Source organism: Erwinia sp. ErVv1, assembly GCF_900068895.1.
In the GTDB taxonomy this organism is placed as follows: Bacteria; Pseudomonadota; Gammaproteobacteria; order Enterobacterales; family Enterobacteriaceae; genus Erwinia.
This window is the reverse complement of sequence record NZ_CDPK01000004.1, coordinates 1-26,761: the sequence shown is the minus strand read 5'-3', so window position 1 is coordinate 26,761 and position 26,761 is coordinate 1. Positions and strand designations below refer to the sequence as shown.

The following is a 26,761-nucleotide window of genomic DNA, read 5'->3' as shown; positions in this document are numbered from 1 at the left end:
ATGAGCAATCCATCCCAACAGCAGCAGTCGCAGGAGCAGCAGGCCTGGAGCCAGGACGAGTTCAGCGCGCTGCTGAATAAAGAGTTCCGGCCAAAAACCGACTCGGCCCGCTCGGCGGTAGAGAGCGCGGTAAAAACCCTGGCGCAGCAGGCGCTGGAAAACACCGTCACCGTCTCCAGCGACGCCTACCGTACCATCCAGGCGCTGATTGCCGAAATCGACGAAAAGCTGTCGCAGCAGGTCAACCAGATTATTCACCATGAAGACTTCCAGAAGCTGGAAGGCGCGTGGCGCGGTCTGAGCTACCTGGTGAACAACACCGAAACCGACGAGATGCTGAAAATCCGCTTTATGAGCATCTCCAAACAGGAGCTGGGCCGCACCCTGAAGCGCTATAAAGGCGTGGGCTGGGACCAGAGTCCGATCTTTAAGAAGATCTATGAAGAAGAGTACGGCCAGTTCGGTGGCGAGCCGTTCGGCTGCCTGGTGGGCGATTACTATTTCGACCACAGCCCGCAGGACGTTGAACTGCTGAGCGAAATGGCGCGCATCGGCGCGGCCTCCCACTGCCCGTTTATCACCGGCACCGCGCCGGGCGTGATGCAGATGGAGTCCTGGCAGGAGCTGGCGAACCCGCGCGATCTGACCAAGATTTTCCAGAACAGCGAATACGCCGCCTGGCGCAGCCTGCGCGAGTCAGAAGATGCGCGCTACCTCGGCCTGGTGATGCCACGCTTCCTGGCGCGCCTGCCTTATGGCATTCGCAGCAACCCGGTCGACGCCTTTGATTTTGAGGAAGAGACCGAAGGGGCGAACCACGCCAACTACACCTGGACCAACGCCGCCTACGCGATGGCAGCCAACATCAACCGCTCATTTAAAGAGTACGGCTGGTGTACCTCTATTCGCGGCGTGGAGTCCGGCGGTGCGGTAGAAAACCTGCCGTGCCACACCTTCCCGAGCGATGACGGCGGCGTGGACATGAAGTGTCCAACCGAAATTGCCATCAGCGACCGTCGCGAAGCCGAACTGGCGAAAAACGGCTTTATGCCGCTGGTTCACCGCAAAAACTCCGACTTTGCCGCCTTTATTGGCGCGCAGTCGCTACAGAAGCCTGCCGAATACCACGACGCTGACGCTACCGCCAATGCCCGTCTGGCCTCGCGCCTGCCGTACCTGTTCGCCTGCTGTCGCTTCGCGCACTACCTGAAATGCATCGTACGCGACAAAATCGGTTCATTCCGCGAGCGCGACGAAATGGAACGCTGGCTGAACGACTGGGTAATGAACTACGTCGACGGCGACCCGGCTAACTCCTCGCAGGAAACCAAATCCCGCAAGCCGCTGGCCTCTGCCGAGGTGCTGGTGGAAGAGATCGAGGACAACCCCGGCTACTACGCGGCTAAGTTCTTCCTGCGTCCGCACTACCAGCTGGAAGGCCTGACCGTTTCCCTGCGCCTGGTCTCCAAGCTGCCGTCGCTGAAATCTAACGACGCCTGAGGCAATTCGCGGCGGTGAAGAGGGTTGTACGGGGCGGAGATGGCCCCGTGCACCAGACTCAATCAGTAGAGGAAGCCGAGTCATGCTGAAAAAAACAGGCTTAATCTTCCTGCGACTGGCCCTGACCTGGCTTGCAATGTTTATCTTTATTTGCTGCGTAGGTTATTACGGTCTGATCTTTAACTGGCATATCTCAGGCGCAGGCATTGCTGTTAACGCCGTAATAATTATTGTCGCTATTTCTGCGTCTGTTGTCATTTATGGCGTTGCAGAAAAAATGAAGAAAGTCATCAGTCCATTTACTTAAAGTGAATGGCATTATTTCTCTGAAAATCTCATGTAGCGATATTCAGAATAGAGGCAGAGGTAAAATATGGACTGTTTTATTCAGCCCCATGCTTTCCTGTTTGCCATATCAGTGCTTTATCTAAAGCAAATTTTTAACTAAACAAGAGTAGATAATCATGGCTATTGATATGTTTATGAAGGTTGATGGTGTCACCGGCGAGTCTAAAGACTCTAACCATACCGGCTGGACCGATATTACATCTTTCTCATGGGGCGCTTCCCAGCCGGGCAATATGTCTGTTGGCGGCGGTGGCGGTGCGGGTAAGGTTAATTTTAATGACCTGCATGTTAATGCACTAATTGACAAATCAGTGACTGCATTGCTAAAAAATTGCGCCAGCGGCAAGCACCTGTCTAAAGTTGAAGTATCTATCTGTAAAGCAGGCGGTACTCAGGTTGAGTATGCACGTATTACTCTTGAAGATGTACTGGTGACTACCGTTAATTACAATGGTTCTGATAACGGTGATACCCTTGGCATGACCTATTCTTTCCAGGCTTCTAAAGTCAAACAGCAGTACTGGGAACAAAGCTCTTCCGGCGGTAAAGGCGCAGAAAGCAGCGCTGGCTGGAACGTTAAAGAAAACAAAGAAGCGTAAGTAGTTATAAAACCTCCCCTTATGGGGAGGTATATTCAAGGAGCCTCATTATGTCAGTTAACAAGCCGATGTTTTCTGCAGCATGGAATAGATTCAGTGAAGTTAATATTTCTGTCGAAAGTGTAGGAAAGCTGCTTGGGGGAAAAGTAGAAACTAATATTTCCTCTGGCATATTTGAAAATGCCTGTCCAATAAGAATGAGCTATGTGCTTAACTATACAGGTGTGCCTATTCCATCTAATAATCGATATGCTACGGTTTCAGGTAAAGACCAAAAGCGCTACATGTATCGCGTCAATGATATGATGGATTTTTTAGTAGATACGTTTGGTAAGCCTGACCTGACTACACCTTCTCCTCAACCCACCGCATTTAACGGCAAACAAGGTATCATCGTTTTTCAGGGGAATGGTTGGAGCAATGCGCGTGGGCACGTCACATTATGGAACGGGAACATCTGTTCGGATGCCTGTCACTTTCTTGGAAGTGCAGAAAATGGTAACTTCGTTCCAACGATGGCTTCACTTTGGACTTTGAAATGAAAAAATTCCTTCTGATTGCTGGCATCTTCATAACTCCCATGGTTCAGGCGGTTACTCCACCAGCACTGGACAAGCTTCCACAACCCCACATTTTTCAAAACTGGATTCTCGACCGTTGTATTGGAAAAATCACCATTGATAAAGGTTTCAGGGATGATGCGTTCAAAAGTGCTTCTGCCTGGTTGGAATATAGCAAGCTCCCTGTTGACGCTTTCAATGATGCTGACAAACTTATCGATGAGTCTTTAAAAACAAAATTAACGGGTTCTGTTGNGGAATATAGCAAGCTCCCTGTTGACGCTTTCAATGATGCTGACAAACTTATCGATGAGTCTTTAAAAACAAAATTAACGGGTTCTGTTGACGGTGATTTTAAAGTGCTTAAATGTAATTTAATCTCTCATAGTAATGAGCAGATGGATATTTTTAATAAGTACCAAAATTAATCGCTGTCTGATATTTAAGGGAGCGAAACTGATTTATAAAATTAACTAATCGTTAACCAGTATGATGAGTTTATTATGAATCTAATTTAACTCATTCTTGGTATAGGAAGGTATCATGCGTTGGAAACTTACAGCTGCGGTAGGTGTTGGGCAGCCAAATCACTCTGAAGATGTGCGCAAGGTTCAGGCGCTGTTAAATCGTGCTGCCCACGAAAGCCATGGAGCAATTTTGCATGAAGATGGAAAGTTTGGTCCGAAAACTCAGGCGAGAATCGAAGAGTTTCAGCGCACTCAGGTACACATGTCACAACCTGATGGTGTGCTTAACCGGAATGGCCCAACTGAGCGTAAGTTAAGCCACTCATCCAACCCTACTCCTCAGCGAGCAACTGCAGCGCATTCTTCCGCCGCACCCGCGACAGCACGAATAGAGCCAGACAGTGCTGCTGCTGAGCTACTACAAAAAAGGGCAGCTCAGCGTCCACCAAATCGTAAAGTCGCCTGGTTCAATCGTGCTTTGCCAGCAGCCATAAATGTCAAATCACGTTGGGGAGTTCCTGTCGCTGTAACCCTGGCTCAGGGGGCGCTGGAGTCCAGTTGGGGTACACATGCTCCCGGTAATATCTTCTTTGGCGTTAAGGGTAAGTCACCAGATGGAAAGTCGATTAACGTAACTACTCATGAAGTTTACGGTGGCTCCTCTACCGTAATTCAGGATGGTTTTCGTTCATATGATTCACTGGAACAGTCTGCCGATGATTATGGCCGCTTTCTTGCCTCAAACAATCGTTACCGCGCGGCTTTTGCTTATCGTAACGATCCAGAAAAATTTATTCATGAGGTAGCCAAGGCAGGGTATGCTACAGATCCTAATTACGAGAAGAAGATTCTGATAATTATTCGCGTCAACGGTTTGAAAGATTATGACCTGCCACAGGTTTCTACATCGGCAAGCTTCCAGAATGCTTTACATCAGTAAAGATACTATGAGGGGTAATGGATAAAAGATGAATATAATAGTAAATTCCAAATTAAAAAGCTGTCTGATTACTTTACTACTGATAATAACAGGTTGTGCTGGCGCAACAGCGGCAACGACCATGAATCCAGTGGTCAAACAAGTTAAAACAACGGTTGAGAAAGAGAAGCTGGTTAGCGACCCATCTTGCACCGACTATCTGTTCACTAAAGATGCAGAGAAGGGAATGGATCTGGTGGATGTCATGGAGAAACATGGAGGCAAATGCATCGGTGATCCGCAGGTGCAACACCGTTTATTTAGCGTATACGTCGATCAAAAGACTAAGCAGATGCTCAGTGACAGGGATGATCCCGAAGACGGTAACCTGTCGCTGCTGCAACCCGCAGGATAATCTAGCTACACGGTGCACAACTATCTTCTTTCAATCTGAATTGAATACCCACCTGATAATTTATAAAATCCCGGTGGGGCGAATATTTGATGGGGTTTGAATTTAACCTGGTGCAGGAACTATATAATAGCTTGATTTTAGGATTTTTTTATTTTCTGCGGTCCATAGGATGCATTTTATAAATATAAATATCCTGAATCTAAATATTTTTTAATGAAAATGATCGCTTATCTGTTTTGATTGTTTTCATTAATCAGTTAATCAGAGCAGGTTGAGATGATATAAAGCGCAAAAGTATTGATAGGGACAATAGCCAATGATTTTTATAGAACATCAAAATGAATGCGGTGTAATTACACGATAAGCACAAGCTAGATTATTTGAATTGTTATAACCGGTATATGAAAAAAAAAGGGCTGAAAAAGCCTATGCATCATTTATTAATAAATTCCCAGATCACACACCATGGTATGACTTAGAAATTTATTAAATATATATAGCTATTGATTTTATATATTAAGGAATTGCAGAAGAGAAACTCATGAAAACATGTGTGTATAATGATGTCGATCATCTGCTTAGTTATATCATTACCCCCTCTGAAATAAATTCGTTTAAAGGTGGGCGTGATAGAACAAGGTATTTAAGGGAAAATAAATAATGGCTCATATTAAAGAAATTAAAAATAGTGTTCTTTTAGCTGTGGTTCTTCAATTCAGTGCAGGTGCTCATGCATTACAAGATTGTTCAAAGGGAACAAGTGATGGTGAAGTAGAAGCCTGTTCGGAAAATAACAAAAACCTGGCTGAGGCTGCACTTAATAAAGAGTATTCTGAGGCGAAAAAGCGGATTTCAGACGTTTTCTCTCAAGATGAAAATGTCAGGAAAAACTATATGGAAATATTTACTGAAGCACAACGAAGTTGGTTGAAGTTCAGAGGATTTCAATGTGAAATGGAAGCTCATCCAGCGGTTAAGGGAACTAATCAATATCTGGATTACGTCAATACATGTTTAGCAAATTTAGATGTTGAAAGAAATAATACTTTGAAGAAGATCCCTTATGATTAAACTTGAAGACTATGGTTTATTTAGGATGTCATATTTATAATTCCACAGGCCGAATTGCCCGGGGAAAATCGCTAAGTTAAGGTAAATGTCGAAATGAAAATTATATTACCTGCAGCGGCAGCCTATTTATTTTTCTCTACGTTCACAGCACAAGCAGCTGAAGATTGCTCTAAGAAAATAAGTGATTCTGAAGTTTTTACCTGCGCTGAACATAATAGAAACGTAGCTGAGAAACAGCTGAACACAGAGTACTCTGCTGCAAAGAAAGAATAGATGAGACATTTTCTGGTCAGGAAAGGGAAAGGAAAGACTATCTTGGGGTATTTCTTGACTCACAACGTGGCTGGTTAAAATATCGTGATGGTCAGTGCAAATTGTTTGCACATGTAGCAGATAAAAATAGTAATCCTTATAAGGTTTTTACCAACGATTGTATCGCAAAGCTTGATGAGGCAAGGTCAAAGGAGTTAAGGGAAATTCCATACGACTAATTCATTAGAAAAGGTAACAGGCGCAGACTCAGGAGCTGTTGCTGAAAAAGGAACTGATTACCTTATGGATTTAATTTTATGAGTACAGAACATTTGTTTTTCTTCATAGTGCTGTTTCTTTTCTTAATTTCTATTTCTGCCACAATTGTTTCCTATTTTTCTTATAAAAAAAACTTAAGTAGATATGAGTTGTTTTTAGAGAATTATCAGCAGGCTGGCCTGTTTGTTGATACTGTAACCACTCTGGCGTCGAATCTTGGTTTTGTTTTCTTTTATTTTAAGATCGTCTTTTTTATTCGTCTGCTGCGCAGGAAAAAAATGTATTCTAAAAAAGGAGTGTTAGTAGATGAAAGGTGCTATCACTATATGCAGTCACTACCTAAGAATGAAATTGCATGGATGTGGGAATGGCGACGTAATTACTTCATACAAAGTTCATTTTTCATAATGGCAATGCTTATGGCTTATATTCATAGTGTTATATACCATTATTAATGATATGCAAAAATTGGAATGGAAAATTTAAGCAGGTGTGGGCTTTAATATTTACAATATCAAAATTTAAATCTCTCTTATAAATCTAATCATATTTTTAAAATTATTTATCGATTAACTCATAATAAAAATTTAGATTTAATATTTAACCTCTGGTTTTAGAGGTGTAATGCAAAAAGGTTCATTATGATAAAGTTTGTGCTGCTATTTTTTGCGTTGACTTCCTCTTTTATATGCTATCCAGCATCATCAGTTTCTACCATTATTTTTAAGAGTAGCTGGGTTGTAAGCAAAGTGGATATCAACAACCTTACGGAAAGGACCTTAAGTTATCAATCCAATGATGATCGCTTAGTTGGTCGGTATATAAGTTTTGATACGAACTCCATCACATCAAATTTACCTGAAACAATTAATTGTCAACAGCCTCAGTATAAATCAACAATAAGTTCGATTGATAGTTTAATTCATGAAGCGATGGGGGGCGCTGACTCAGCCAGTGCCAAAGCTTATGACCTGGAGGTCGATGGCAAGAAAAATATTCCGGTCTTGAATCTCAGCTGTCATGTTGGTAGCTTTGGTGGAGGCGATACCGGAAAAATTCATGGATTGGTTTCCCAGATAATAAAAAATGCTGGTTAACTGGTTCGATGGGACCATTCTGACGCTTGTGCCGGTGAGTAGTAATGCAAAACCTGAACCATCATTCTCTTGCGTAAAAGCTTATACACCAACTGAAAAAAAAATCTGTTCAGATTATAACCTTTCTTCCTTCGATAAAAGTGTCAATAAAGCATGGAAGTCTGCTCAGCATGGCGCCATTTCTGTTGGCGACCAGGCACTGGAGGAGAAAATCAAAAATTCTCAAAAAGCCTGGATAAAGACACGTAATTCTTGTGAGACAGATAAAGAATGTCTTAATAAAAGCATGGTTGAAAGGCTCAATGTTCTATCTTCAATAACAGACGGGCAGTAAAGTTAATATCATTGTGTTCTTTATTGCGTTTAAAAATTATAACCGTACTCATGGTGTTTTTAATGAAAACGATCGCCTATCTGGTTTTATCCTTTTCGTTAATCAGTTCATCAGCTCTGGCAGATACAGTTCTAAAGATTTCAGGTGCCCCGGCTGTCAGTAATGCTATAACAGTGAAAGCAGAGAGCAATGGACTTTCAAATGTTGAACTTGATTCAAAGCAGACTTTTGATGTCGTTAGTGATGGGTCTAAACTAGGGACTCTGGTGCAGGGAAGAGGCTGGATGAGAGATATTCATCCAGTTTGTTTTGTAGCCTGGTCAACCAATAATAAGGATGTTGATTTCTTTAAAACAACCATTGGAGTAGATGATTGGGAGACGGCTGACTGTGATAAGATTGACGCGGTTGGTTTAATATCTAAACCTGAAGAAAGTGATACGAAAATCGCAGTTGTCTATTCTGTTGATACCAGAGGGCAGGCATCGCATAACTATGTTATTTTCGGTTTAAGAAATAAAAATGAACTGTTTTATGACTTAAGAACAACAGCTCGCTTTGAAAACTCATACGTAAATACTATCTCTGAATTAAGGAAAAAATACCAGGTAGAATAAAGTTTCTTTCTTGGGCTTAAAGTACGGTAGCCTGCTTTTGATAGTCATCTGGGTAGGCTGCTATAGTATTTTTGAAATCGAGACGGGCTTTTTTAAAGCTCTTAAAGTAATTATGGCTAATGTGGAAATAAATCTCAGGGTACTGGTGTTACATTGAGAAGTAGGCTTTGAATAAACTGTATTAGTAATCATTCTGCATAATGAATAAAAGAACATATACTTTGCTTTAGCCAGGGTTTATTTGTATAAGGATGATTTTTATAGTGAGATTAGGGTAATGAAAAAAAAGATTATAATTACTACAGCGCTTTTAGCTTTTATATTGGGCTGGTCATCACTGTCTAGTGCTGAGAGTGCGTCAGTCTTTAATGGAAAAAAATACACTGCAAAAATCACTCAGCATTGTGCTGAAGGAAATGTTTCTTGCGAAGATGTAACATTCGATTCCAGGAGCAAAGCGACGGGTAAAGGGATCGTTCTTAAAGGTAAGACAGTAGGCGTAAATTGTCCTGATGTATGTGATTTTGCAGGTTATGAATTTCATAATGGTGCATATAAATATTATTTTGTATCTGGAAATAATAATCTTTGGGATCTTAACATTTTCAAGAATGGTAAGGTTATTTCCACTGATATTGGTACGATGGAATAATTGTCATAGAAGAATGAAAGCTTAGTAAGTGAAATTAGTTCCAAGTCCGAAGTGGTTATAGTGATTATCTATGCTTTAGAAATGGAGTTATTTTAATGACTTTATATTATAAAAGTTCAATTTGATAATTTGAAGCCTACCAATTTCCTGTAAGTTCAGAAAATGGTAGCTTCATTCCAACGATGGCTTCACATTGGACTTCGAAATGAAAAAATTCCTTCTGATTACTTGCATCTTTATCAATCCAATGGTTAAGGCGGTTACTCCACCAGCACTGGACAGGCTTCCACAACCCCAAATTTTTCAAAACTGGATTCTCGATCGCTGTGCTGGAAAAATTACCCTTGATAAAGACTTCAGGGATGATGCGTTCAAAAGTGCTTCTGTCTGGTTGGAATATAGCAAGCTCCCTGTTGACGCTTTCAATGATGCTGACAAACTTATCGATGAGTCTTTAAAAACAAAATTAACGGGTTCTGTTGNGGAATATAGCAAGCTCCCTGTTGACGCTTTCAATGATGCTGACAAACTTATCGATGAGTCTTTAAAAACAAAATTAACGGGTTCTGTTGATGGTGATTTTAAGGTGTTTAAATGTAATATAATCTCCCAGGGTAACGAACAGCGAATTATCTTTAATAAGTATAATAGTAAGTTACGCGCTCATGATTAGCGTATATTTTTTATATATAAAGTGAAAGTTAATCACTGGTAATTAGTATAATCGAGGCATTCTGGTAATTAATTTTGTTGCCTCTGCAATAAGATGGCCTCTGAAGAATAATAACAATAAAGAATTACATACTGATAGTTTTTTATTTGTAAGGTGATGAAATCTGATATTTTATTGATAATGAGTCCACTAAATTTAAACACTAAAAAAGCCAGTCTAAAAAGTGGTGGAGTTAAAAGTTTCTCTGGTGCTATTAAATTGGGACTATAATAGGGATCTTGAGAGGGTCGTATGAATAAAATTATTTACTATGTGAATGTATTTTTTGCTTTGATTTCGGTTTTTTTTATGGTTGATGCTTCAGCTAAGGACGTGATTAAAGCTACTGGAATACTTCAGGCTTACTGGATGCCCCAGTCAGATGAAAATGGCCAACCTAAAAGTCCGTACATCATGATGCGTTTTTTTGAAACAAATGAAAAACATAATAAAACTTTTTACCTCTATGAAAGTAAAAACAGCAAAGGTGTGAAAGACTATTTTGAAGAAAATAAAGCTGAAAACTTTATCAAAGAAAAGTTTAAAAATATCCCTGAGGAGTTTTTTAAATTCAAGGAAGGTCATGTTGAGCAATATGGCATTATTACGTACTCAGGTGTAGTTATTCTATCTGAATGTGATAATAAACAAAATTTTGTAAAGCTTAACTCTTTTATTTCCGGCTCGACGACAAGATATAATCTTCAAAAGATTGAGTCTCGATCTGGATGTGACTCACAGCCTTATTCAGTAATGTATACAATTAAAAGTAATCGTAAAGACGTGTTTCTTAAGTCCAGGCCTTCAGAACAAAGTGAAAACATTGAATCAAAACCAATTGATAAGCCTCTGGTCAAAGTCAAAACTGTCAATGACGAATGGGTATATGTCGCATTATATGATGCAACTATGCCTGCCGATATGTTTAAAATAAAGGGATATATTAGAACCCAGGATCTTGAAGTTGCTAATTGATCTGATTTTTACAGCCAATATAGAAAGTGATGCATTGATTTAGTTGAATCTATGATTCTTGCTGTGAACTGCCCACTCTCGTTAATATTAATATTTGCGATGAGTGAGGCAGACTAAAAATCACCATCACGCTTATCCTTAATAAGAAGAGTAATGAAATATACAATGCGTCTTTTACTGGGATTTACGGTGTTATCGCTAAGTACTTCGGTCTTCGCTGCTGATGCTTGCCTGAACCCACAGGCAGAAGGTGAGATTCTACAATGTTCTGCTCAGAAGAAGGTTAACGCAGAAAACTTATTAAATAAAGAGTATTCATCTGCAAAACAGAGAATAATGACTACTTATAAAGCGGATAAATCGTTAGGTGATGAATATATAAAAACATTGCTTGATGCGCAGAGAGGTTGGTTAAAATACAGAGATGCCCAGTGCAAGCTAGAGGCTTTTGTTGCAGAGGAAGGAACACTTGCTAATACGGTTTCGATTAATGAATGTATTGCCAGAGTTGATGGTGTAAGAATTAAAGACTTAAAATCAATGCCATATTGATTAATTTAAAAGCGAATGTCGTTGGGTATTCGCTTAGGATATCTTTTAAATATACGAATGCATGATTGTTAGAGTGGTTAAATTAATTATTTGATGTTACTTTTAACCTCCTGGCGAGTTATCTTTTTCTTCAACTCTTCTTCAGCGCTCTTCATTTTTGTAGCGTTGGGAAATGCATGTGGGCCATAGCTTAAAGAAAACCCATGATGCTGAACTACCAACCTGCGCTCAAAAGAGTCGTGTGGCTGCTGAGTTGGTAATCAATGCGAAATACTCAGCAGGTAATAAGAAAATGATGATGTATTCGCTAATAAGTCAACGTTAAAAAATTATATTACTATCTAACTTCATCCTCAAAAATCAGGCTTAAATATCGTAAAGGGCAGTCCAGAGAGAGTGCGTGAAGTATGATTTTTCAACTTTAGCCAGAACGTATTAGGAAGATTTTTTATAAGGAATAATGTATAATGAAAAAAATAATAATGACTATGCTGTTTTCAATTTTAATATTTTGGTGGTCATCTTTTTCTCGTGCAGAAAGCTCGGTAGTTGATTATTCATCCACTCTTCAGGGCGTATGGCAGATCCAGGAAGTACATATTAATAGCCTTCAGACGTACAGACCAGATATCATTACTAACGATCCTACATTGGTTGGAAGAACAATCGGCTTCACTAAGAATGATATATCTGGAGATATTTTAGTTTCCAGGGGGTGCGGAAAACCTGAATACGCCTATTCGAATGCGATGAACTTTGACGAGCTGATTAAGAAAACATCTGGCTCTGACGGCAGCAGCATAGATAAAATCAGTGCCAAAAGTTATGGTTTCTCGTTCGCCGGAGATACAGTCGTTCAACCTGTCACTGTGTCATGCAGTCAGGGAATATTAGGCCCCAGAGGTCACGCAGTTGATAACTGGCTTGTGGAAACTGATAACAATACGATGATTACTAACTGGGATAGCGACTCTTATCTCACATTGAAAAAACTATCAAATAATCCTCAACCTGACCCGGGTTTTACGTGTGCGAGTAACAACAACGATGCAGAAAGAGCAATATGTGCCTCATATGAACTTTCTTCGTGGGATCGCAGTGTCAGCGATGCGTATAAAACAGTCCTTAAGCAGATAATAAATATCGGCGATAATGTTGAGACAAAGGTCAGTAAGTTAAAAGCCGCGCAATTATCCTGGCTCCATGAGCGGAACAGATGTGCTTCAGATAGTCAATGTCTCAAAAGCACCATGCGCAAACGTACCGAGTCACTGGTTGATCAGGCCAAATAATCTCTGGCGAAGTAACGCGCCACCCACACATCAACTAAATATCAATCATAAAACCCCAGGCGTAGTAAATGAATAAATGGCTGCTGATAATCCTGATGGCGCTTTCCTTAAATGCCAGCGCACTCACTCTGCTAACGCCGGAAAACAGTAAACCTTACGCCAATGCCGTCCGTGAGGAAGCCGCTAAATATTCTGTTAGCAATGGCGTGCCGCTGGATAAACAAAGCTTTTCGATTACCTCAGATGGAAAAAAGTTAGGCGTGTTTATTTCAGGCCATGGCCAAAGCGAACAGGGTGCAGGGATCTGTTTTGCAGCCTGGCGTGCTCAGCAAGGCCGGTTAACCACGGTTATCCCCACTATAGGTAAAGAAAACTGGCAGGGTCAGACCTGTAAGCGAACCCTGGCGGTTGGCGTTCTTTCTGAGGAGAACCCTGCGGAGATTAAGATCGGCGTAATTTATGAGGTGATTGCCTCTGGCGCTAACGCCTTTGCATCAGCGATCTTTTCCGTTGATAAAGCGAAGAGAACATTAAGCCTTGATCGGGATCTAACGTCCGGGATCGGATCGCAACCTATCGCCAACCTTGCAGGCCTTAAACAATGGTACCAGGGTCATAAGCCACCAGAAGCGACTGCGCGTTTTAACGTGGTGCAACAGGTACAAAAAGCAGTTGAAGAGCAGAAGCTGGTTAAGGACCCTGCCTGCGTTGAGTACCAGCAGGCCAAAGATGGCGAGCCCGGTTTGACGCTTGTCGATGTGATGGAAAAGCACGGCGGCCACTGCCCCGGTGACATTCAGATTAAGCACCGCCTCTTCAGCATTTATGTCGATAACGTAACCCATCAAATGCTCACAGATAAAGATGACCCGGAAGAAGGGACCTTCAGCCTGCTGCCCGATATAAAGTAGAACACCGAGTGAATAAATTAGTGTGACTTCTGCTGGCAAATACGACCTTTACCTCTCCCCAACGCTAATCAAGGGAGAGTCTGTTAATCCGCTTTTAGCGTTCAAACTCCACCCGTTTTCTGCTGACTGTTAAAACGGGCGCGGCTTGAACGCCGAACGTCCTTCATCCCTCTGGATGCTATTGGGACTCCCTCTAACGCAGGAATCCGTTATGCGATTTACGATAATAGCGACCAAATCTGGTCAGCAGCCGCCGCAGAGCAGCTGTGACTTTCTGCCGCCCGGCGGCACTATTGGCCGGGGTGCCGATAATAATCTGGTACTGCCGGACGACGACCGCACGATTTCCCGCCTGCAGGCGATTGTGCATATCACCGCCGATGGCGAATGCCGCATTACCAATCGCGGCACCGTGACGCTGGTACACCTTAATGATATTCCGCTGGAGCGCGGGCGTCAGGTCGAGCTACAGGACGGCGATATCCTGACCATTGATGATTATCGCCTGCAGGTAAGTGACCTCAACAGCGGGGCGCAGCCGGTTGCCGCTGCGGCTGTTGCGCGTCCTGCCGCGTTGATGGCTCGTCCTGCTGACACGTCGTCGGCTCGCCCTGCTGCATCGTCGGATCGCCCTGCTGCGCCAGTGGCTCACCCTGCGCCGCCCACAGAGGCGAAAGAAAATTCCCCAGCCGCGATCCCCAGCGAGATTTGGGAGAGCCTGGCGCAGGAGTTTTCCATTACCGACAGCCTGTCTAATCGCAGCAAACCCGCGCGCAGCAGCGCTAACCCGCTGACGGAAGGGCCGGCGCCCGATCGTAACCCTGTCGATCCGCTTGCGCAGTTTGCCAGCGGATCGGATGCGCTGAACTTTGATCGTCGTAACCCGACGCCGGATTCGCTGTTTAACAACGATGAGCTGTTTAAGCAGGAGAGCATTTTCAACGACAGCACGCCCAGCTCTTTGCTTCAGCAGCAGGCGACAAAGCCGACCCCGTCAGGAAAGGATAAGGATGAAGTGGATCCGCTGGCGCTGTTCGGGGGGGGAAGCGCTGCCGCGAAGGTCAACAGCGACGATCCGCTGGGGCTGATGATGGGCAATGCCGTGCCGCTTACGCCGCTGGACGAGCAGCCTGGCGATGCTGCTTACGCTGATTCGCCGCTGTCTGATGATTCTCCGCGTCCTGTTGCTTACGCTGATTCGCCGCTGTTTGATGATTCGCCGCGTCCTGCTGCTTACGCTGATTCGCCGCTGTCTGATGATTCGCCGCGTTCTGCTGCTTACGCTGATTCGTCGCTGTTTGATGAGTCACCGCGTCCTGTTGCTTACGCTGATTCGCCGCTGTTTGATGAGTCACCGCGTCCTGCTGCTTCGCCGTCCGGGCAGCCCAGTCTGGCGTCGGAACCAGCGGCTTCTCAGGCTGAACGCTCGTCCGCCGATCGACCGGCTGAGCCGACTGATGAATCGCCGGAGAGCAATCCTTTATCCTCTTTCAATGCGCGGGAAGATGATCTCTCGCGACTCGCCAGCTCGCCGCTGTTTGACGACGAGCCTGCGCAGGCCCCGACGCAGCCCGACTACGGCGGCATTACGCTGCCGACGCCGCAGGCCGTGGCGCGCAACACTACGCCGCCGCCGAAGGGACGACTGCGTATCGATCCGGTGTCGAATACGGCCTCATCCTCCAGCGCGGCGGGAACCGGCAGCGGCGAGCTGCTGGACGGTGAACTGATGGATGCGCTTATCAGCGGCATGGGGCTGAACGATCTGCAACCGACCCCGCGCTTCGATCGTGACGCCATGGAGGAGCTGGGGCAGATGCTCGGCATGTTCTCGCAGGGCACGGTGGCGCTGCTCTCTTCGCGCTCGATCCTCAAGCGCGGGGTGAAGGCCGAAATGACGGTGATCCTCGACGAGGCCAACAACCCGTTCAAGCTGCTGCCGTCGGGCAAGTCAGTATTGATGCAGATGTTTGGCAGCCGGATGCCGGGCTTTATGCCGCCAAAGCAGTCGGTGCGCGATGCGCTGGTTGATCTGCAGGCGCACCAGCTGGGGATGATCGCCGGGATCCGCGCGATCATCGCCTCGATGCTGCAATCCTTTAACCCGCAGCAGCTGGAGGAGGAGGCGCGCCGGGAGGGTGCCACTTCGCGCCTGTCGCTCCCCAGCAGTCGTAAAGCCGCGCTGTGGGAACACTTCACTAAGCGCTACGGCGAAACCGCCGGAGAAATCGAAGATGACTTCCATACCCTGTTCGGCGAAGCCTTTTTACACGCCTACGATATGGAAGTGAACCAGTACAAAGACTCTCAAATCAGATCGGAAGAATGATGAATATCACCCTTGCCTCCATGTCGAATCAGGGCGACCGCGAAAGCAATCAGGACCAGACCGGGGAGAGCATCGGCGAGCGTTCGGCCTGCTTTGTGGTCTGCGACGGCGTGGCCGGTCTGCCCGGCGGTGACGTCGCGGCTGAGCTGGCCCGCAACACCATTCTCGAACGCTTTAACGGCGATGACCACCTCGACGCGCAGTGCATACGCCGCTACGTCAACGACGCTAACCGCGCCATCCGTGAACAGCAGCAGGCGCACAGCGAATATAAGCGCATGGGCACCACCATGGTCAGTCTGTTTATCGATCGCGACTTTGAACTGGCCTACTGGGCGCATGCGGGCGACAGCCGCCTGTACCTCTTTCGTCGGGGCTATCTCTACCACGTCACCACCGATCACAGCCTGGTGCAGCAGATGAAAGATGCCGGGCACCAGACCGAAGGTATTAACGGCAATCTGCTCTATTTTGCCCTTGGCATGGGCGACAAAGAGCGTGATGCCAGCTACAGCGATGTGGTGCCGATTGAAGACGGCGACGCGTTTTTGCTCTGCACCGACGGTTTCTGGCACGGGCTGTCGCAGCAGCATATGCAGCAGTCGCTGCATATGGTTAACACGCCCGATGAGTGGCTGACGCTGATGCAGGAGGTTATCCGTAAGAATGACCAGGCATCAGGGGCCAGTCAGGATAACTACAGCGCCGTCGCCGTCTGGGTTGGCGACCCGCAGGATACGACGCTGCTGCATTCGCTTTCGGAAGCAGCCCAGTTTCTTCCCCTTCGTGATTAAAATAAGGCCTTCAAGGACTCCTATGAAATATTGGCTATCAGGTGCGCTCTCCCTGCTTATCGCGTCCAGCGCCTGGGCGCAGGATTATCGCGTGGTCTCTTCCCCCTCGCTTAAGCTGGATATCTGGATCGACAACATCAAAAGCAACGCGCCCTCCAGCTGGTGCGCCAGCGAACTGCCGCTGCGCATTGTGGCAAACGGCGAGAAAAACCCCAGCGTTATGAATACGTTTCTGCCGCGCGTCGGCAGCCTGCTGGCCAATCAGTGCGCTAAGCTGAGCGTTATCCACTGGCAGATGAACGACAGCACCGGCAAATCGCTGGCGAAAGGCAGCGCCCTGAAAGCGCACCGCTGGGCAGTACAGGTTGATCCTGCCGCCACGGCCAGCGCTACCTCCGGCGGAACGGCAGCCAGCGCCACTCAGGCCGCGACGGCCGGCGGGGCGGCGGGCAACGCCAGTCAGGCAGTGACCACCGGCGGCGCAGCAACCGCGCCGACCAACACCCACCCCGGCAGCACGACGCCAGCGACGCAGACGCCTGAAGCACCTGCCGCGCCCCCGGTGGTGGTCGCTGAGGATCTCTCCCCGCCTGCCGACACGACGCCCTGGGTGCAGTTCAGCCTGATGGATGGCTGCCACTTCCGTACCTGGTGGCGCAGCGGCCAGACCAGCGCGCTGTTTGTCCCGGCGAAAGGGGGCGTAACCTGCGGCAGCGACGGCTGGCTGAGCGGCGCGAGCGAGATTTCGCAAAGCGGCAGGGGCGGCCCCCGCACGCTGCATATGACTTTTCTACAGGGATTCCCGGTCGCCGGGCTGAACGCGAAAGCGCTGGGCCGCGACCTGCAAATCACCACCGTGAATAACGAGCGAATGGTGCTGAGCGATGAGAAATCTCCCCAGAGCTGGATGCTGGTGCCCTGGGCGCCGGAGCTGAACGGCTGGAAAGTGAACGGCACGGTGGCGGTGCAGATTACCCGGAGCGAAGCCGACGACGACAGCGCCCTGAAGGCGCGCCTTAACGAAGTGCGTAAGGTCTGGTCGCCCTACCTGAGTAACGGCGGCTCGCTGACTATCCGCCTGGTCACGGCGCTACACCCGCAGCTGAAGGATCCGGCCGCCGGTGCATTCCGCACGCTCAACTAGTTCACGCCCGTCTGAGGAAAGAACATGAATTCTCTGCATCAACTGATGGCCGGACGCACGCTGGCCGAGACCCTGGCGCGCGTGGAAGCCGATATCAAAAGCCGCCCGGCCGACGCCGATCTGCGCGCCGCCTTTGTTCAGCTGCTTTGCCTGGCGGGTAACTGGTCACGCGCGCAGATCCAGCTGAAATCCTGGCGGGCGCTTAAGCCGCAGGCGCTGCCTACCGTCACCCTGCTGGAGCAGGCGGTAGCGGGCGAAATAACGCGTGCGGCGGTGTTTGCCGGGCAGGCAACGCCGCGTATGCCGGGGGAGGCGTTTGGCTGGGCCGCCCAGCTGCTGGCCGCTCTCCGGGCGGACGCCACCGGGGAGACAGAGCAGGCGGCAACCCTGCGCACCGGAGCCTTTGACGCCGCACAGGTAAATCCATGCAGCGTTCAGAAGGAGGGAGATGAGCAGGCGCAGGCGGTGGAGTGGCTGATCGACGGCGATGGCCGTCTGGGGCCGATCTGCGAGCTGATCGTCAAGGGGCACTACACCTGGCTGCCGTTCAGCGCCATCAGCGAACTGCGCTTCCAGGCACCGACCAGCGTTACCGATCTGGTCTGGCGGCACGTGCTGGTGCGCCTGAGTGACGGCAGCGAAGAGGTGTGTCAGATCCCGGTACGCTATCCCTTTGACAGCGCCGCCGCCGATGCCGTGCGGCTGGCCAGCGTCACCGAATGGCAGCCGCTGGACGCTGACGGCGAGCAGTTTATCGGCCACGGACAGAAAACCTGGCTGAGCGCCGACGCTGACTTTGCCCTGCTGGGCCTGGAGCTGATCGCCTTTAGCGCCGCTGACGAGGCGCTATGAGTAACGACTTCGACCTGAACGGACAGCAGGGTAGCGATGCGCTGCGCGGCGGCTACCGCTTTCGCAACCGGCAGGATGCGCTAAACGCCCGCGATAAAATGCAGCCTTCGCTGCTGGATCGGCTGACCGATGACGCGCCGGATAAGCAGCAGGAGGCGGCCAGCAGCACGGTTATCTCCCACAGCGCGCTGCGGCGCAACGTCCTGCGGGATCTGCAGTGGCTGTTTAACTGCATCAACAATGAGGCCCAGCAGGATCTGACCCCGTTCCCTCAGGTTCAGCGCTCCACCTGGAACTTCGGTGTTTCACCCCTGGCCGGGCAGCGCATGTCAGATATTGAGTGGGGCGACATTCAGCGCAAGCTGACCCGTTCCATCCTCGACTTCGAGCCGCGCATCCTGCCCGCCGGGCTCCAGGTACGCTGCGTTTCGGACACCCGTTCGCTGAATCTGCATAACGTGCTGTCGATTGAGATTAAAGGGCGGCTGTGGTGCGTGCCTTATCCGCTGGAGTTCCTGTTCCGCACCGATGTCGATCTGGAAAACGGTCATTTTGAGCTTAAAGACGTAGGGTAATTATGGACAGCAAACTGCTCGACTATTACAACCGTGAACTGGCTTATCTGCGCGAAATGGGCGCGGAGTTCGCCGAGCGCTACCCCAAGGTGGCTGGCCGCCTGGGAATGCGCGGCATTGAGGTGGCCGACCCCTATGTGGAGCGGCTGATGGAGGGCTTTGCCTTTCTCACCTCACGCGTGCAGCTCAAAATGGACGCCGAGTTCCCGCGCTTCTCGCAGCGTATGCTGGAGATGATTGCCCCTAACTTTCTTGCGCCCACGCCGTCCATGGCCATCGCCGAACTGCATCCCGACGGCAAAAAAGGCGACATCAGCGGCGGCTTCCGGGTGCCGCGCGGCACCATGATGGAGAGCCAGACGCTGAAAAAGAGCGGCGTGACCTGTAGCTACTCGACGGCCCATGAGGTGATGCTCCAGCCGCTGCGCATTGAGAGCGTCGAGCTGGGCGGCGTGCCGGCCGATATCCCGCTGGCGGCGATGGGCCTCAGCCAGCGCGGGGCGGTGAGTGCGCTGCGGATCCGTCTCTCCTGCTATAACCAGGTGGTGCTGAATCAGCTGAGCTTTGACGATCTGATGTTTTTTCTCAGCGGCCCGGATATTCAGGCCCAGCAGCTGCTGGAGCTGATTATGCAGCATACCGTGGGCAGCTTCTGCCAGACCGTAGAGGCGAAGCCAAAGCGCGTGGTGCTGGGGGATGATGCGCTAAAGCAGGAGGGCTTTGCGCCCGAGCAGGCGCTGCTGCCTGACGACCTGCGCAACTTCGACGGCTACCGGCTGCTCCAGGAGTACTTTGCCTTCCCCGCGCGCTTTCAGTTTATCAGCATCAGCCAGCTTAAACCGCTGCTGGCCGCCTGCGGCACGGGCGTCGGGGCGTTTGAAATCGTCCTGCTGCTGGATAAGGCCGACGCCTCGCTGGAGCGGGTGATTGATAAAAGCCATCTGGCGCTGCACTGCACCCCGGTCGTCAATCTGTTTCCCAAAACGGCCGAGCGGCAAAAAATCAGCGACAGCGTGCATGAGTATCATCTGGTGGTCGATAACATCCGCCCGCTGGACTATGAGATTTTCTCGGTGCAGAAGCTCTACGCCACCGGCGAGAAGCAGCGCGACGAACAGGTCTTTCGCCCGTTCTGGAGCACCTTTAGCCGCGATGAAGGCGACTATGGCGCCTACTTCTCGCTGCGGCGTGAACAGCGCACCCTGTCCGAGCACGCCCAGCGCTTCGGGACGCGCACCGGCTACGTCGGTTCCGAGGTGTTCTTGTCGCTGGTCGATGAGCGACATGCCCCCTGGCGTGATGCGCTGCGGCACCTGACCGCCGAGGTGATGTGCACCAGCCGCGATATCCCGCTGATGCTGCTGCAACAGGATCAGGGCAACTTTATGATGCCGGACTCGATCCCGGTGGGCCAGCTGACGCTGCGCAAGGGACCGACGCCGCCGCGCGCCGCGCTGGCGGAAGGCATGGCCACGTGGCGACTGATCAGCCACCTGCAAATGAACTACCTCAGCCTGATGGACGGCGATGATGGCCAGGGCGCGTCGGCGCTGCGTCAGCTGCTGAGCCTCTATGCCAACCTGGCGGATGCGCCCGTGGCCCGCCAGATCGAGGGTATCCGCCACTGTCAGCTTAAACCCGCCTATCGGCGGGTGCCGGAGCCAGGCCCGATTGTCTTTATGCGCGGCATTGGCATTGAGCTGAGCGTTGACGAGCAGGCCTTCTCCGGCGCAAGCGCATGGCTGCTGGGTAGCGTGCTGGAGCGCGTCTTTTCGCGGCTGGTGGCGATGAACAGCTTTACCGAACTGACGCTGACCAGCCAGCAGCGTGGCGAAGTGGGCTACTGGGCGCCGCGCAGCGGCAAAAGGGCGCTGATATGATCCATTCACTCCAGCGCCTGCCGGATAACTTCTGGCAGAGGGTGACGCGCACCCCCTGGCGCTACGATCTGTTTCAGCTCCTGCGCCGGATGGATGCGCAGGGCGGGGAGCGCTATCCGCTGGGCCGCGCGCCGCTGCCGCGCCATGAGCCGCTGCGCATCGGTCAGGAGCCGTCGCTGGCCTTTGCCCCTGCGACGCTGGCCAGCGCCGCGCCGCGCGAGAACAGCCCGCTGCACGACGTCTCCATCTTCAGCTTTGGCCTGTTTGGCCCGAACGGTCCGCTGCCGCTGCATCTGACCGAATATGCCCGCGAGCGCATCTATCACCATCAGGACCACAGCCTGTCGGCCTTTGCCGACCTGTTTCACCATCGCCTGACGCTGCTGTTTTATCGCGCCTGGGCGGATGCACAGCCCACCGTTTCGCTGGACCGCGCCGACGGCCGACACTTTGAGCGCTACCTGGCCAGCCTGATTGGCATGGGCCAGCCGGGGCAGTTAAGCAAAGGCAGCCTGAGCGAACATGCGCGCTATGCGGTGGCGGGCCACCTGACGCGCAACGGTCGCGATGCCGAGGGGTTGGTAAAAATTCTCCGTCACTACTTTAAGGTGCCGGTCACCCTGACTGAAAACGTGCCCCACTGGCTGCCCATCGGTCAGCGCGAACGCGCCAGGCTCAGCGCCGGACGCCATATGCCGCGACTCGGCGAGTCGGCCTTTCTCGGCGTGGCGGTACGCGACGTGCAGCATAAGTTCCGCCTGGCGCTGGGACCGATGTCGCTGGCGGTTTACAACCGCTTTCTGCCCGGTGAGCCCTGGGCAGAGCAGCTGCGCGACTGGGTCAGGCAGTACCTGGGCATTGAGTTTGTCTGGGACGTCCGTTTAATTTTGCAGGCTGAGGACGTCAAGGGGGTCACGCTGGGCGGCCCGTCCCGGCTGGGGCTGAGCTGCTGGCTGGGAAAAGCCGCGGTTCCCCAGCCGCGCAGCGAACTGCTTTTCAGCCCGGAACCCGCAGAAAGCGCGGGCGTTTGATCGCGAATAACGCGCACTAAAGCCATTTATTCTGTCAGTCATCTAACTCACTGAGAAAAATCATGTCAGAAATCAGCCGCGCCGTACTGTTCGGCAAACTGGACACGCTGTTATTTACCTCCCTGGAAAGCGCCACCGCCTTTTGTAAACTGCGCGGTAACCCCTATGTTGAGCTGGTGCACTGGCTGCATCAGCTGATGCAGCATCAGGAGGGCGATATACAGCAGCTCATCCGTTACTTTTCACTGGACGAAGACGCGCTGACGCGTGACGTTGTGGCCGCTCTCGACCGCCTGCCGCGCGGGGCCAGCGCGGTCTCGGACCTGTCAGAACATATCGACAGCGCCGTTGAGCGCGCCTGGGTTTACGGTTCGCTGAAGTTTGGCGTACAGCAAATTCGCGGCGGCCACCTGATTATCGGCCTGTTGAAAACCTTCAACCTGGCAAACCTGCTGAAAGGCATCTCCCCGCAGTTTGGCCGCATCAGCGCCGATACGCTGCTGGAGCAGTTCGATACTATCTTCGCCAACAGCAAAGAGGCCCAGCTGGCGGCGGCAGCCCCGGCGGAGAGTGCCGGAGCGGTGCCGACGCAGAAGGGCACCCTGGCGCAGTATGCGCAGGATCTCACCGCCCGGGCGCGCGAGGGCAAAATCGATCCGGTGGCCGGGCGAGACGAAGAGATCCGCCAGATGGTCGATATTCTGATGCGCCGTCGCCAGAACAATCCGCTGCTGACCGGCGAGGCGGGCGTGGGTAAAACGGCGGTAGTGGAAGGCCTGGCGCTGCGCATTGCCGCCGGCGACGTGCCCGCGCCGCTGCAGGAGGTGCAGCTGTGGCTGCTGGACATCGGTATGCTGCAGGCGGGCGCGGGCATGAAGGGCGAGTTTGAGGCGCGGCTACAGGCGCTGATTAATGAAGTGCAGTCCAGCCCGACGCCGATTGTGCTGTTTATTGACGAGATCCACACGCTGGTTGGCGCGGGCGGACAGCAGGGGACCGGCGATGCGGCTAACCTGCTGAAGCCCGCTCTGGCGCGCGGTCAGCTGCGCACCATCGGCGCGACCACCTGGGCCGAGTACAAAAAATATATCGAAAAGGACCCGGCCCTGACGCGCCGCTTCCAGACCGTGCAGGTGCATGAGCCGGACGAGCAGAAAGCGCTGCTGATGCTGCGCAGCACCGTCAGCGCGCTGGAGAAACACCATCGCGTCCTGCTGTTGGATGAGGCGGTGGCGGCAGCGGTCACGCTCTCCCATCGCTATATTCCCGCGCGGCAGCTGCCGGATAAGGCGGTCGCCCTGCTGGATACCGCCTGCGCCCGCGTCGCGGTCAGCCAGAGCGCGCAGCCGCCGCAGCTGGAAGACTGCGTGCACCGCATTCACGCGCTGGAAATTGAAAAAGAGATTGCCGGGCGCGAAGCCAGAGTGGCAATCGGCGATGCCACGCGCGTGGCATCGCTGGATGCGCAGCTGGCGGAACTGGCGACGCAGCGCGACCAGCTGACCGCCCGCTGGCAGCAGGAGCAGGGGCTGGTGGATGAGATTATCGCGCTGCGCGCGCAGCTGCACGCAGACGAAGCGGAAGAGGTAGAGACGCTTCATCAGACGCTGGCCGAACGACAGCAGGCATTGAAGGCCCTACAGGGAGAAGCGCCGCTGCTGTTTGCCGCCGTGGATGCCAACGTGGTTGCCGCGGTGGTGTCGGACTGGACCGGCATTCCGCTGGGACGCATGGTGAAAAACGAAATTGAGGCCGTGCTCAACCTGGCTGATACCCTCAACGAGCGGGTCATCGGCCAGCGTCACGGTCTGGATCTGATTGCTAAACGCGTTCGCACCTCGCGCGCGCGGCTTGACGACCCGAACAAGCCCGTGGGGGTCTTTATGCTGTGCGGCCCGTCCGGCGTGGGTAAAACCGAAACTGCGCTGGCGCTGGCCGAGACGCTGTACGGCGGTGAACAGAACATTATCACCATCAATATGAGTGAGTTTCAGGAAGCTCATACCGTATCAACCCTGAAAGGCGCGCCTCCGGGCTACGTCGGCTACGGCGAAGGAGGGGTACTGACCGAGGCCGTGCGCCGCCGTCCCTACAGCGTGGTACTGCTCGATGAGATCGAAAAGGCGCACCCGGACGTGCATGAGATCTTTTTCCAGGTGTTCGACAAAGGCTGGATGGAGGATGGCGAAGGCCGCCATATCGACTTCCGCAATACCCTGATCATCCTGACCTCCAACGTCGGCACCCAGCTGATTAGCGCGATGTGTGCCGATCCGGAACTGATGCCCGAGCCGGATGCGCTGGCCGCCGCCCTGCGTCCGCCGCTGCTGGAGGTCTTCCCGCCCGCGCTGCTCGGTCGCCTGCTGGTGGTGCCTTACTATCCGCTAAGCGACGAGATGCTGGCCAGCATTGTACGCCTGCAGCTGAAGCGCATTCAGCGCCGCCTGGAGCAGAATCACGGCATTGTCTCGGAGGTCGACGACAGCGTTATCGCGCAGATCGTCCAGCGCTGCACCGAGGTGGAGTCCGGCGGCCGCATGGTCGATGCCATCCTGACCAATACTCTCCTGCCGCAGATGAGCCAGATATTGCTCACCGCCAGCGCGCAGGACCAACAGTATCGCCATCTGCGCGTCACGCTGCAGCAGGGCGAATTCAAGTGCCAGTTTGAGGCTTAAGGCCCATCACACTCAGAGAGTTGTCCAATATGTCAGAACACGATAATCCGCACGCGGTACCCAACGCTTTGCCGGTGGGCTACCGCTTTAACGAGTTTGAAATCAAGGAAGTGATTGGCGGTGGCGGCTTTGGCATTGTCTACCGCGCCTGGGATCATCAGCTTGAACGCACCATCGCCATCAAGGAGTTTATGCCCGCCTCGCTGGCGGTGCGTAACGATGACCTGACGCTGGTTCTGCGCAGCGATCGCTTCAGCAAAACCTTCCACGCCGGCCTGAACAGTTTTATTCAGGAAGCCCGGCTGCTGGCCCGCTTCAACCATCCGAACCTGCTGCACGTCCTGCGCTTCTGGGTGCAGAACGACACCGCCTATATGGGCACCGCGTTCTATACCGGCACCACGCTCTCTCAGCTGCATAGCCGGCGGCCGGAGATGATCAGCGAAGCCTGGATCCGCAGCCTGCTGCCGCCGCTGTTCGGGGCGATCAATACCATTCATCAGGAGGGGTATCTGCACCGCGATATCTCGCTGGATAACATCCAGATCCAGGAGAATGGCGTACCGGTGCTGCTGGATTTCGGCTCGGCGCGTAAGGCGATCGGTAACCTGTCCGATGAAACGGAAACCATGCTCAAACCCGGCTTCGCGCCGATTGAGCAGTACAGCGACGATAACGAAAGCGAGCAGGGTACCTGGACCGATATCTACGCGCTGGGCGCGGTGCTGCATACGCTGATCGTCGGCTCACCGCCGCCGGTGAGCGTGGTGCGCAGCATTGAGGACAGCTACCAGCCGCTGGTGAAGCTGCGTCCGGCGGGCTACTCCCTGCCGCTGCTGAACGCGATTGACCGTGCGCTGGCGCTACAGCCGGAAGATCGTCCGCAGACTGTGGATGCGCTGGCGGCGCTGATGGAGCTGTCACCTACCGATATCAATGAGATCCACGAGGTCAAAGTAAACGGCCCGGGCACCATGCTGGTGCCGGTCGAGGCAGCGGCGGAGGCCTCGCCGCAGGCGACCACGCTAAAACGCTTTATCGTACCGGGACTGATTGCTGCCGGGGTGCTGGTAGGGATCGGCGTGGGGGCGATGATGGCCGGGGGCGGGGGAAGCGATCGGCCGTCTCAGGCTGAGACCACTCAGGCGCAAACCACTCAGGCGCAGACCGCGTCTTCTTCCGCCCAGGCGCCCGCTGCGACGCAGCAGCCGACGGAACTGGCAGGCAGTGCGGCGTCTGCTGAGCAGGCCAGCCAGCCTGCTGAAGCGCCGGTGGCACCACCGCCGCCGGAGCCCGTTGCCCAGGTTTACATTAAGCTGCTGCCGGGCGACAAGGTCGCGATGAACGGTAACCCGCAGGCGCTGGTCCCCTCGCCGAATGGCTTCGCCATGCTGCAACTGCCGCCGGGTGACTACCGTTTCAGCATCAGCAACGAGGGTAAAACCCGCGATCAGCGCATCAGCGTCGATCGTGCAGGCGTATGGCTGCTGGATCCGCAAAGTTAATCACTACCGCGCCCGCGCACCACTGGCGGGCGCGGCCAGTCAGGGAAATCACTATGTTTGATCGTATCACCGTCCAGCTGCCCGTCGCGGGCCTGCTGTTCTGGAAACTGAGCGGCAGNGGGCGCGGCCAGTCAGGGAAATCACTATGTTTGATCGTATCACCGTCCAGCTGCCCGTCGCGGGCCTGCTGTTCTGGAAACTGAGCGGCAGAGAGGCCCTCTCGCACGCCTTTGAGATAACCGTGGAGCTGCTGAGCACCGATGCGCGCATTGAGCGCAAGGTGCTGCTCGGCCAGCCGCTTACCGTCTCCATCCCCACCCGGGGGCTGACGGGCGGCACCCGCTATCTGAATGGCAAAATCACCCGCATGGCGGTCAGCAGCACCGAGCTGAGCGGCACCCGCTACGCGGTCTACCGCCTG

General features: G+C 51.8%; 30 protein-coding genes. All 30 read left to right on the top strand.

Features of this window, described 5'->3' with window-relative positions; translation table 11 throughout:
* Positions 1-1,500: a type VI secretion system contractile sheath large subunit gene (gene tssC, locus A1830_RS07135; protein WP_067703809.1), complete on the top strand. Its 1,500-nt coding sequence runs from the start codon at positions 1-3 to the stop codon at positions 1,498-1,500.
* 82 nt (positions 1,501-1,582) lie between these two features.
* Positions 1,583-1,807: a hypothetical protein gene (locus A1830_RS07130; protein WP_067703806.1), complete on the top strand. Its 225-nt coding sequence runs from the start codon at positions 1,583-1,585 to the stop codon at positions 1,805-1,807.
* 157 nt (positions 1,808-1,964) lie between these two features.
* Positions 1,965-2,447 (top strand): Hcp family type VI secretion system effector, encoded by a 483-nt coding sequence (locus A1830_RS07125; RefSeq protein WP_067703803.1) that lies wholly within the window; start codon positions 1,965-1,967, stop codon positions 2,445-2,447.
* Between the two features lie 50 nt (positions 2,448-2,497).
* Entirely contained in the window at positions 2,498-2,989 is a 492-nt protein-coding gene (locus tag A1830_RS07120; RefSeq protein ID WP_067703800.1) for a type VI secretion system amidase effector protein Tae4, read from the top strand.
* Positions 2,986-3,435, top strand: coding sequence for a T6SS amidase immunity protein Tai4 family protein (locus tag A1830_RS07115; RefSeq protein WP_067703796.1), 450 nt, complete (start codon positions 2,986-2,988; stop codon positions 3,433-3,435). The genes A1830_RS07120 and A1830_RS07115 overlap by 4 nt, the downstream gene beginning before the upstream one ends.
* Before the next feature lie 115 nt (positions 3,436-3,550).
* Positions 3,551-4,414 (top strand): glycoside hydrolase family 73 protein, encoded by an 864-nt coding sequence (locus A1830_RS07110; RefSeq protein WP_067703793.1) that lies wholly within the window; start codon positions 3,551-3,553, stop codon positions 4,412-4,414.
* A 28-nt stretch (positions 4,415-4,442) separates the two neighbouring features.
* A complete protein-coding gene (locus A1830_RS07105) occupies positions 4,443-4,808 on the top strand; it encodes a hypothetical protein (protein ID WP_082804113.1) in 366 nt (121 codons plus the stop codon).
* Between the two features lie 660 nt (positions 4,809-5,468).
* The gene (locus A1830_RS07100) at positions 5,469-5,879 is read left to right on the top strand and encodes a lysozyme inhibitor LprI family protein (RefSeq protein ID WP_067703789.1); all 411 of its coding nucleotides are present in this window, start codon (positions 5,469-5,471) and stop codon (positions 5,877-5,879) included.
* A 93-nt stretch (positions 5,880-5,972) separates the two neighbouring features.
* The gene (locus tag A1830_RS23240; RefSeq protein WP_231877585.1) at positions 5,973-6,152 is read left to right on the top strand and encodes a lysozyme inhibitor LprI family protein; all 180 of its coding nucleotides are present in this window, start codon (positions 5,973-5,975) and stop codon (positions 6,150-6,152) included.
* Positions 6,149-6,370, top strand: coding sequence for a lysozyme inhibitor LprI family protein (locus A1830_RS23235; protein WP_231877592.1), 222 nt, complete (start codon positions 6,149-6,151; stop codon positions 6,368-6,370). Before A1830_RS23240 ends, A1830_RS23235 begins: the two co-directional genes overlap by 4 nt.
* Positions 6,371-6,448: 78 nt before the next feature.
* Positions 6,449-6,865: a hypothetical protein gene (locus A1830_RS07095; protein ID WP_067703786.1), complete on the top strand. Its 417-nt coding sequence runs from the start codon at positions 6,449-6,451 to the stop codon at positions 6,863-6,865.
* Positions 6,866-7,051: 186 nt separating this feature from the next.
* Positions 7,052-7,507 (top strand): hypothetical protein, encoded by a 456-nt coding sequence (locus A1830_RS22545; RefSeq protein ID WP_156484955.1) that lies wholly within the window; start codon positions 7,052-7,054, stop codon positions 7,505-7,507.
* On the top strand, positions 7,497-7,841 hold the full coding sequence (locus tag A1830_RS21235) for a lysozyme inhibitor LprI family protein (protein ID WP_073980970.1): 345 nt from the start codon (positions 7,497-7,499) through the stop codon (positions 7,839-7,841). The genes A1830_RS22545 and A1830_RS21235 overlap by 11 nt, the downstream gene beginning before the upstream one ends.
* A gap of 62 nt (positions 7,842-7,903) precedes the next feature.
* Complete coding sequence (locus A1830_RS07090; protein ID WP_067703783.1) at positions 7,904-8,458, top strand: hypothetical protein; 555 nt, start codon at positions 7,904-7,906, stop codon at positions 8,456-8,458.
* A gap of 277 nt (positions 8,459-8,735) precedes the next feature.
* Positions 8,736-9,110, top strand: coding sequence for a hypothetical protein (locus A1830_RS07085; RefSeq protein WP_067703780.1), 375 nt, complete (start codon positions 8,736-8,738; stop codon positions 9,108-9,110).
* A gap of 205 nt (positions 9,111-9,315) precedes the next feature.
* Positions 9,316-9,783: a T6SS amidase immunity protein Tai4 family protein gene (locus A1830_RS07080; RefSeq protein WP_082804125.1), complete on the top strand. Its 468-nt coding sequence runs from the start codon at positions 9,316-9,318 to the stop codon at positions 9,781-9,783.
* A gap of 291 nt (positions 9,784-10,074) precedes the next feature.
* A complete protein-coding gene (locus A1830_RS07075; RefSeq protein ID WP_067703774.1) occupies positions 10,075-10,797 on the top strand; it encodes a hypothetical protein in 723 nt (240 codons plus the stop codon).
* A gap of 153 nt (positions 10,798-10,950) precedes the next feature.
* Complete coding sequence (locus A1830_RS07070; RefSeq protein ID WP_067703771.1) at positions 10,951-11,349, top strand: lysozyme inhibitor LprI family protein; 399 nt, start codon at positions 10,951-10,953, stop codon at positions 11,347-11,349.
* Between the two features lie 467 nt (positions 11,350-11,816).
* Positions 11,817-12,641 carry a lysozyme inhibitor LprI family protein gene (locus A1830_RS07065; RefSeq protein ID WP_067703769.1) on the top strand — a complete coding sequence of 275 codons (825 nt, stop codon included), beginning with the start codon at positions 11,817-11,819 and terminating at the stop codon, positions 12,639-12,641.
* Positions 12,642-12,709: 68 nt separating this feature from the next.
* Complete coding sequence (locus A1830_RS22105) at positions 12,710-13,552, top strand: hypothetical protein (protein WP_082804112.1); 843 nt, start codon at positions 12,710-12,712, stop codon at positions 13,550-13,552.
* A 211-nt stretch (positions 13,553-13,763) separates the two neighbouring features.
* Complete coding sequence (gene tagH, locus A1830_RS07055) at positions 13,764-15,881, top strand: type VI secretion system-associated FHA domain protein TagH (protein WP_067703767.1); 2,118 nt, start codon at positions 13,764-13,766, stop codon at positions 15,879-15,881.
* Complete coding sequence (locus A1830_RS07050) at positions 15,881-16,675, top strand: PP2C family protein-serine/threonine phosphatase (protein ID WP_067704601.1); 795 nt, start codon at positions 15,881-15,883, stop codon at positions 16,673-16,675. The genes tagH and A1830_RS07050 overlap by 1 nt, the downstream gene beginning before the upstream one ends.
* Positions 16,676-16,697: 22 nt before the next feature.
* Positions 16,698-17,819: a hypothetical protein gene (locus A1830_RS07045; RefSeq protein WP_067703765.1), complete on the top strand. Its 1,122-nt coding sequence runs from the start codon at positions 16,698-16,700 to the stop codon at positions 17,817-17,819.
* Between the two features lie 24 nt (positions 17,820-17,843).
* On the top strand, positions 17,844-18,671 hold the full coding sequence (locus A1830_RS07040; RefSeq protein ID WP_067703762.1) for a type VI secretion system accessory protein TagJ: 828 nt from the start codon (positions 17,844-17,846) through the stop codon (positions 18,669-18,671).
* On the top strand, positions 18,668-19,246 hold the full coding sequence (tssE, locus tag A1830_RS07035; protein WP_067703759.1) for a type VI secretion system baseplate subunit TssE: 579 nt from the start codon (positions 18,668-18,670) through the stop codon (positions 19,244-19,246). The genes A1830_RS07040 and tssE overlap by 4 nt, the downstream gene beginning before the upstream one ends.
* Before the next feature lie 2 nt (positions 19,247-19,248).
* Positions 19,249-21,126, top strand: coding sequence for a type VI secretion system baseplate subunit TssF (gene tssF, locus A1830_RS07030; RefSeq protein WP_067703757.1), 1,878 nt, complete (start codon positions 19,249-19,251; stop codon positions 21,124-21,126).
* Positions 21,123-22,157, top strand: coding sequence for a type VI secretion system baseplate subunit TssG (gene tssG, locus A1830_RS07025; protein WP_067703754.1), 1,035 nt, complete (start codon positions 21,123-21,125; stop codon positions 22,155-22,157). Before tssF ends, tssG begins: the two co-directional genes overlap by 4 nt.
* Before the next feature lie 62 nt (positions 22,158-22,219).
* The gene (gene tssH / locus A1830_RS07020; protein WP_067703752.1) at positions 22,220-24,835 is read left to right on the top strand and encodes a type VI secretion system ATPase TssH; all 2,616 of its coding nucleotides are present in this window, start codon (positions 22,220-22,222) and stop codon (positions 24,833-24,835) included.
* A gap of 29 nt (positions 24,836-24,864) precedes the next feature.
* Positions 24,865-26,340: a serine/threonine protein kinase gene (locus tag A1830_RS07015; RefSeq protein WP_067703750.1), complete on the top strand. Its 1,476-nt coding sequence runs from the start codon at positions 24,865-24,867 to the stop codon at positions 26,338-26,340.
* A gap of 145 nt (positions 26,341-26,485) precedes the next feature.
* The coding region (locus tag A1830_RS07010) for a contractile injection system protein, VgrG/Pvc8 family (protein ID WP_231877584.1) at positions 26,486-26,761 on the top strand (276 nt) is incomplete at its 3' end.

What these genes read in the sequence shown, in the direction of transcription:
- tssC (WP_067703809.1), top strand. Translation starts at nt 1, where the DNA reads ATGAGCAATCCATCCCAACAGCAGCAGTCGCAGGAGCAGCAGGCCTGG.
- A1830_RS07130 (WP_067703806.1), top strand. Translation starts at nt 1,583, where the DNA reads ATGCTGAAAAAAACAGGCTTAATCTTCCTGCGACTGGCCCTGACCTGG.
- A1830_RS07125 (WP_067703803.1), top strand. Translation starts at nt 1,965, where the DNA reads ATGGCTATTGATATGTTTATGAAGGTTGATGGTGTCACCGGCGAGTCT.
- A1830_RS07120 (WP_067703800.1), top strand. Translation starts at nt 2,498, where the DNA reads ATGTCAGTTAACAAGCCGATGTTTTCTGCAGCATGGAATAGATTCAGT.
- A1830_RS07110 (WP_067703793.1), top strand. Translation starts at nt 3,551, where the DNA reads ATGCGTTGGAAACTTACAGCTGCGGTAGGTGTTGGGCAGCCAAATCAC.
- A1830_RS07105 (WP_082804113.1), top strand. Translation starts at nt 4,443, where the DNA reads ATGAATATAATAGTAAATTCCAAATTAAAAAGCTGTCTGATTACTTTA.
- A1830_RS07100 (WP_067703789.1), top strand. Translation starts at nt 5,469, where the DNA reads ATGGCTCATATTAAAGAAATTAAAAATAGTGTTCTTTTAGCTGTGGTT.
- A1830_RS23240 (WP_231877585.1), top strand. Translation starts at nt 5,973, where the DNA reads ATGAAAATTATATTACCTGCAGCGGCAGCCTATTTATTTTTCTCTACG.
- A1830_RS07095 (WP_067703786.1), top strand. Translation starts at nt 6,449, where the DNA reads ATGAGTACAGAACATTTGTTTTTCTTCATAGTGCTGTTTCTTTTCTTA.
- A1830_RS22545 (WP_156484955.1), top strand. Translation starts at nt 7,052, where the DNA reads ATGATAAAGTTTGTGCTGCTATTTTTTGCGTTGACTTCCTCTTTTATA.
- A1830_RS21235 (WP_073980970.1), top strand. Translation starts at nt 7,497, where the DNA reads ATGCTGGTTAACTGGTTCGATGGGACCATTCTGACGCTTGTGCCGGTG.
- A1830_RS07090 (WP_067703783.1), top strand. Translation starts at nt 7,904, where the DNA reads ATGAAAACGATCGCCTATCTGGTTTTATCCTTTTCGTTAATCAGTTCA.
- A1830_RS07085 (WP_067703780.1), top strand. Translation starts at nt 8,736, where the DNA reads ATGAAAAAAAAGATTATAATTACTACAGCGCTTTTAGCTTTTATATTG.
- A1830_RS07075 (WP_067703774.1), top strand. Translation starts at nt 10,075, where the DNA reads ATGAATAAAATTATTTACTATGTGAATGTATTTTTTGCTTTGATTTCG.
- A1830_RS07070 (WP_067703771.1), top strand. Translation starts at nt 10,951, where the DNA reads ATGAAATATACAATGCGTCTTTTACTGGGATTTACGGTGTTATCGCTA.
- A1830_RS07065 (WP_067703769.1), top strand. Translation starts at nt 11,817, where the DNA reads ATGAAAAAAATAATAATGACTATGCTGTTTTCAATTTTAATATTTTGG.
- A1830_RS22105 (WP_082804112.1), top strand. Translation starts at nt 12,710, where the DNA reads ATGAATAAATGGCTGCTGATAATCCTGATGGCGCTTTCCTTAAATGCC.
- tagH (WP_067703767.1), top strand. Translation starts at nt 13,764, where the DNA reads ATGCGATTTACGATAATAGCGACCAAATCTGGTCAGCAGCCGCCGCAG.
- A1830_RS07050 (WP_067704601.1), top strand. Translation starts at nt 15,881, where the DNA reads ATGAATATCACCCTTGCCTCCATGTCGAATCAGGGCGACCGCGAAAGC.
- A1830_RS07045 (WP_067703765.1), top strand. Translation starts at nt 16,698, where the DNA reads ATGAAATATTGGCTATCAGGTGCGCTCTCCCTGCTTATCGCGTCCAGC.
- A1830_RS07040 (WP_067703762.1), top strand. Translation starts at nt 17,844, where the DNA reads ATGAATTCTCTGCATCAACTGATGGCCGGACGCACGCTGGCCGAGACC.
- tssE (WP_067703759.1), top strand. Translation starts at nt 18,668, where the DNA reads ATGAGTAACGACTTCGACCTGAACGGACAGCAGGGTAGCGATGCGCTG.
- tssF (WP_067703757.1), top strand. Translation starts at nt 19,249, where the DNA reads ATGGACAGCAAACTGCTCGACTATTACAACCGTGAACTGGCTTATCTG.
- tssG (WP_067703754.1), top strand. Translation starts at nt 21,123, where the DNA reads ATGATCCATTCACTCCAGCGCCTGCCGGATAACTTCTGGCAGAGGGTG.
- tssH (WP_067703752.1), top strand. Translation starts at nt 22,220, where the DNA reads ATGTCAGAAATCAGCCGCGCCGTACTGTTCGGCAAACTGGACACGCTG.
- A1830_RS07015 (WP_067703750.1), top strand. Translation starts at nt 24,865, where the DNA reads ATGTCAGAACACGATAATCCGCACGCGGTACCCAACGCTTTGCCGGTG.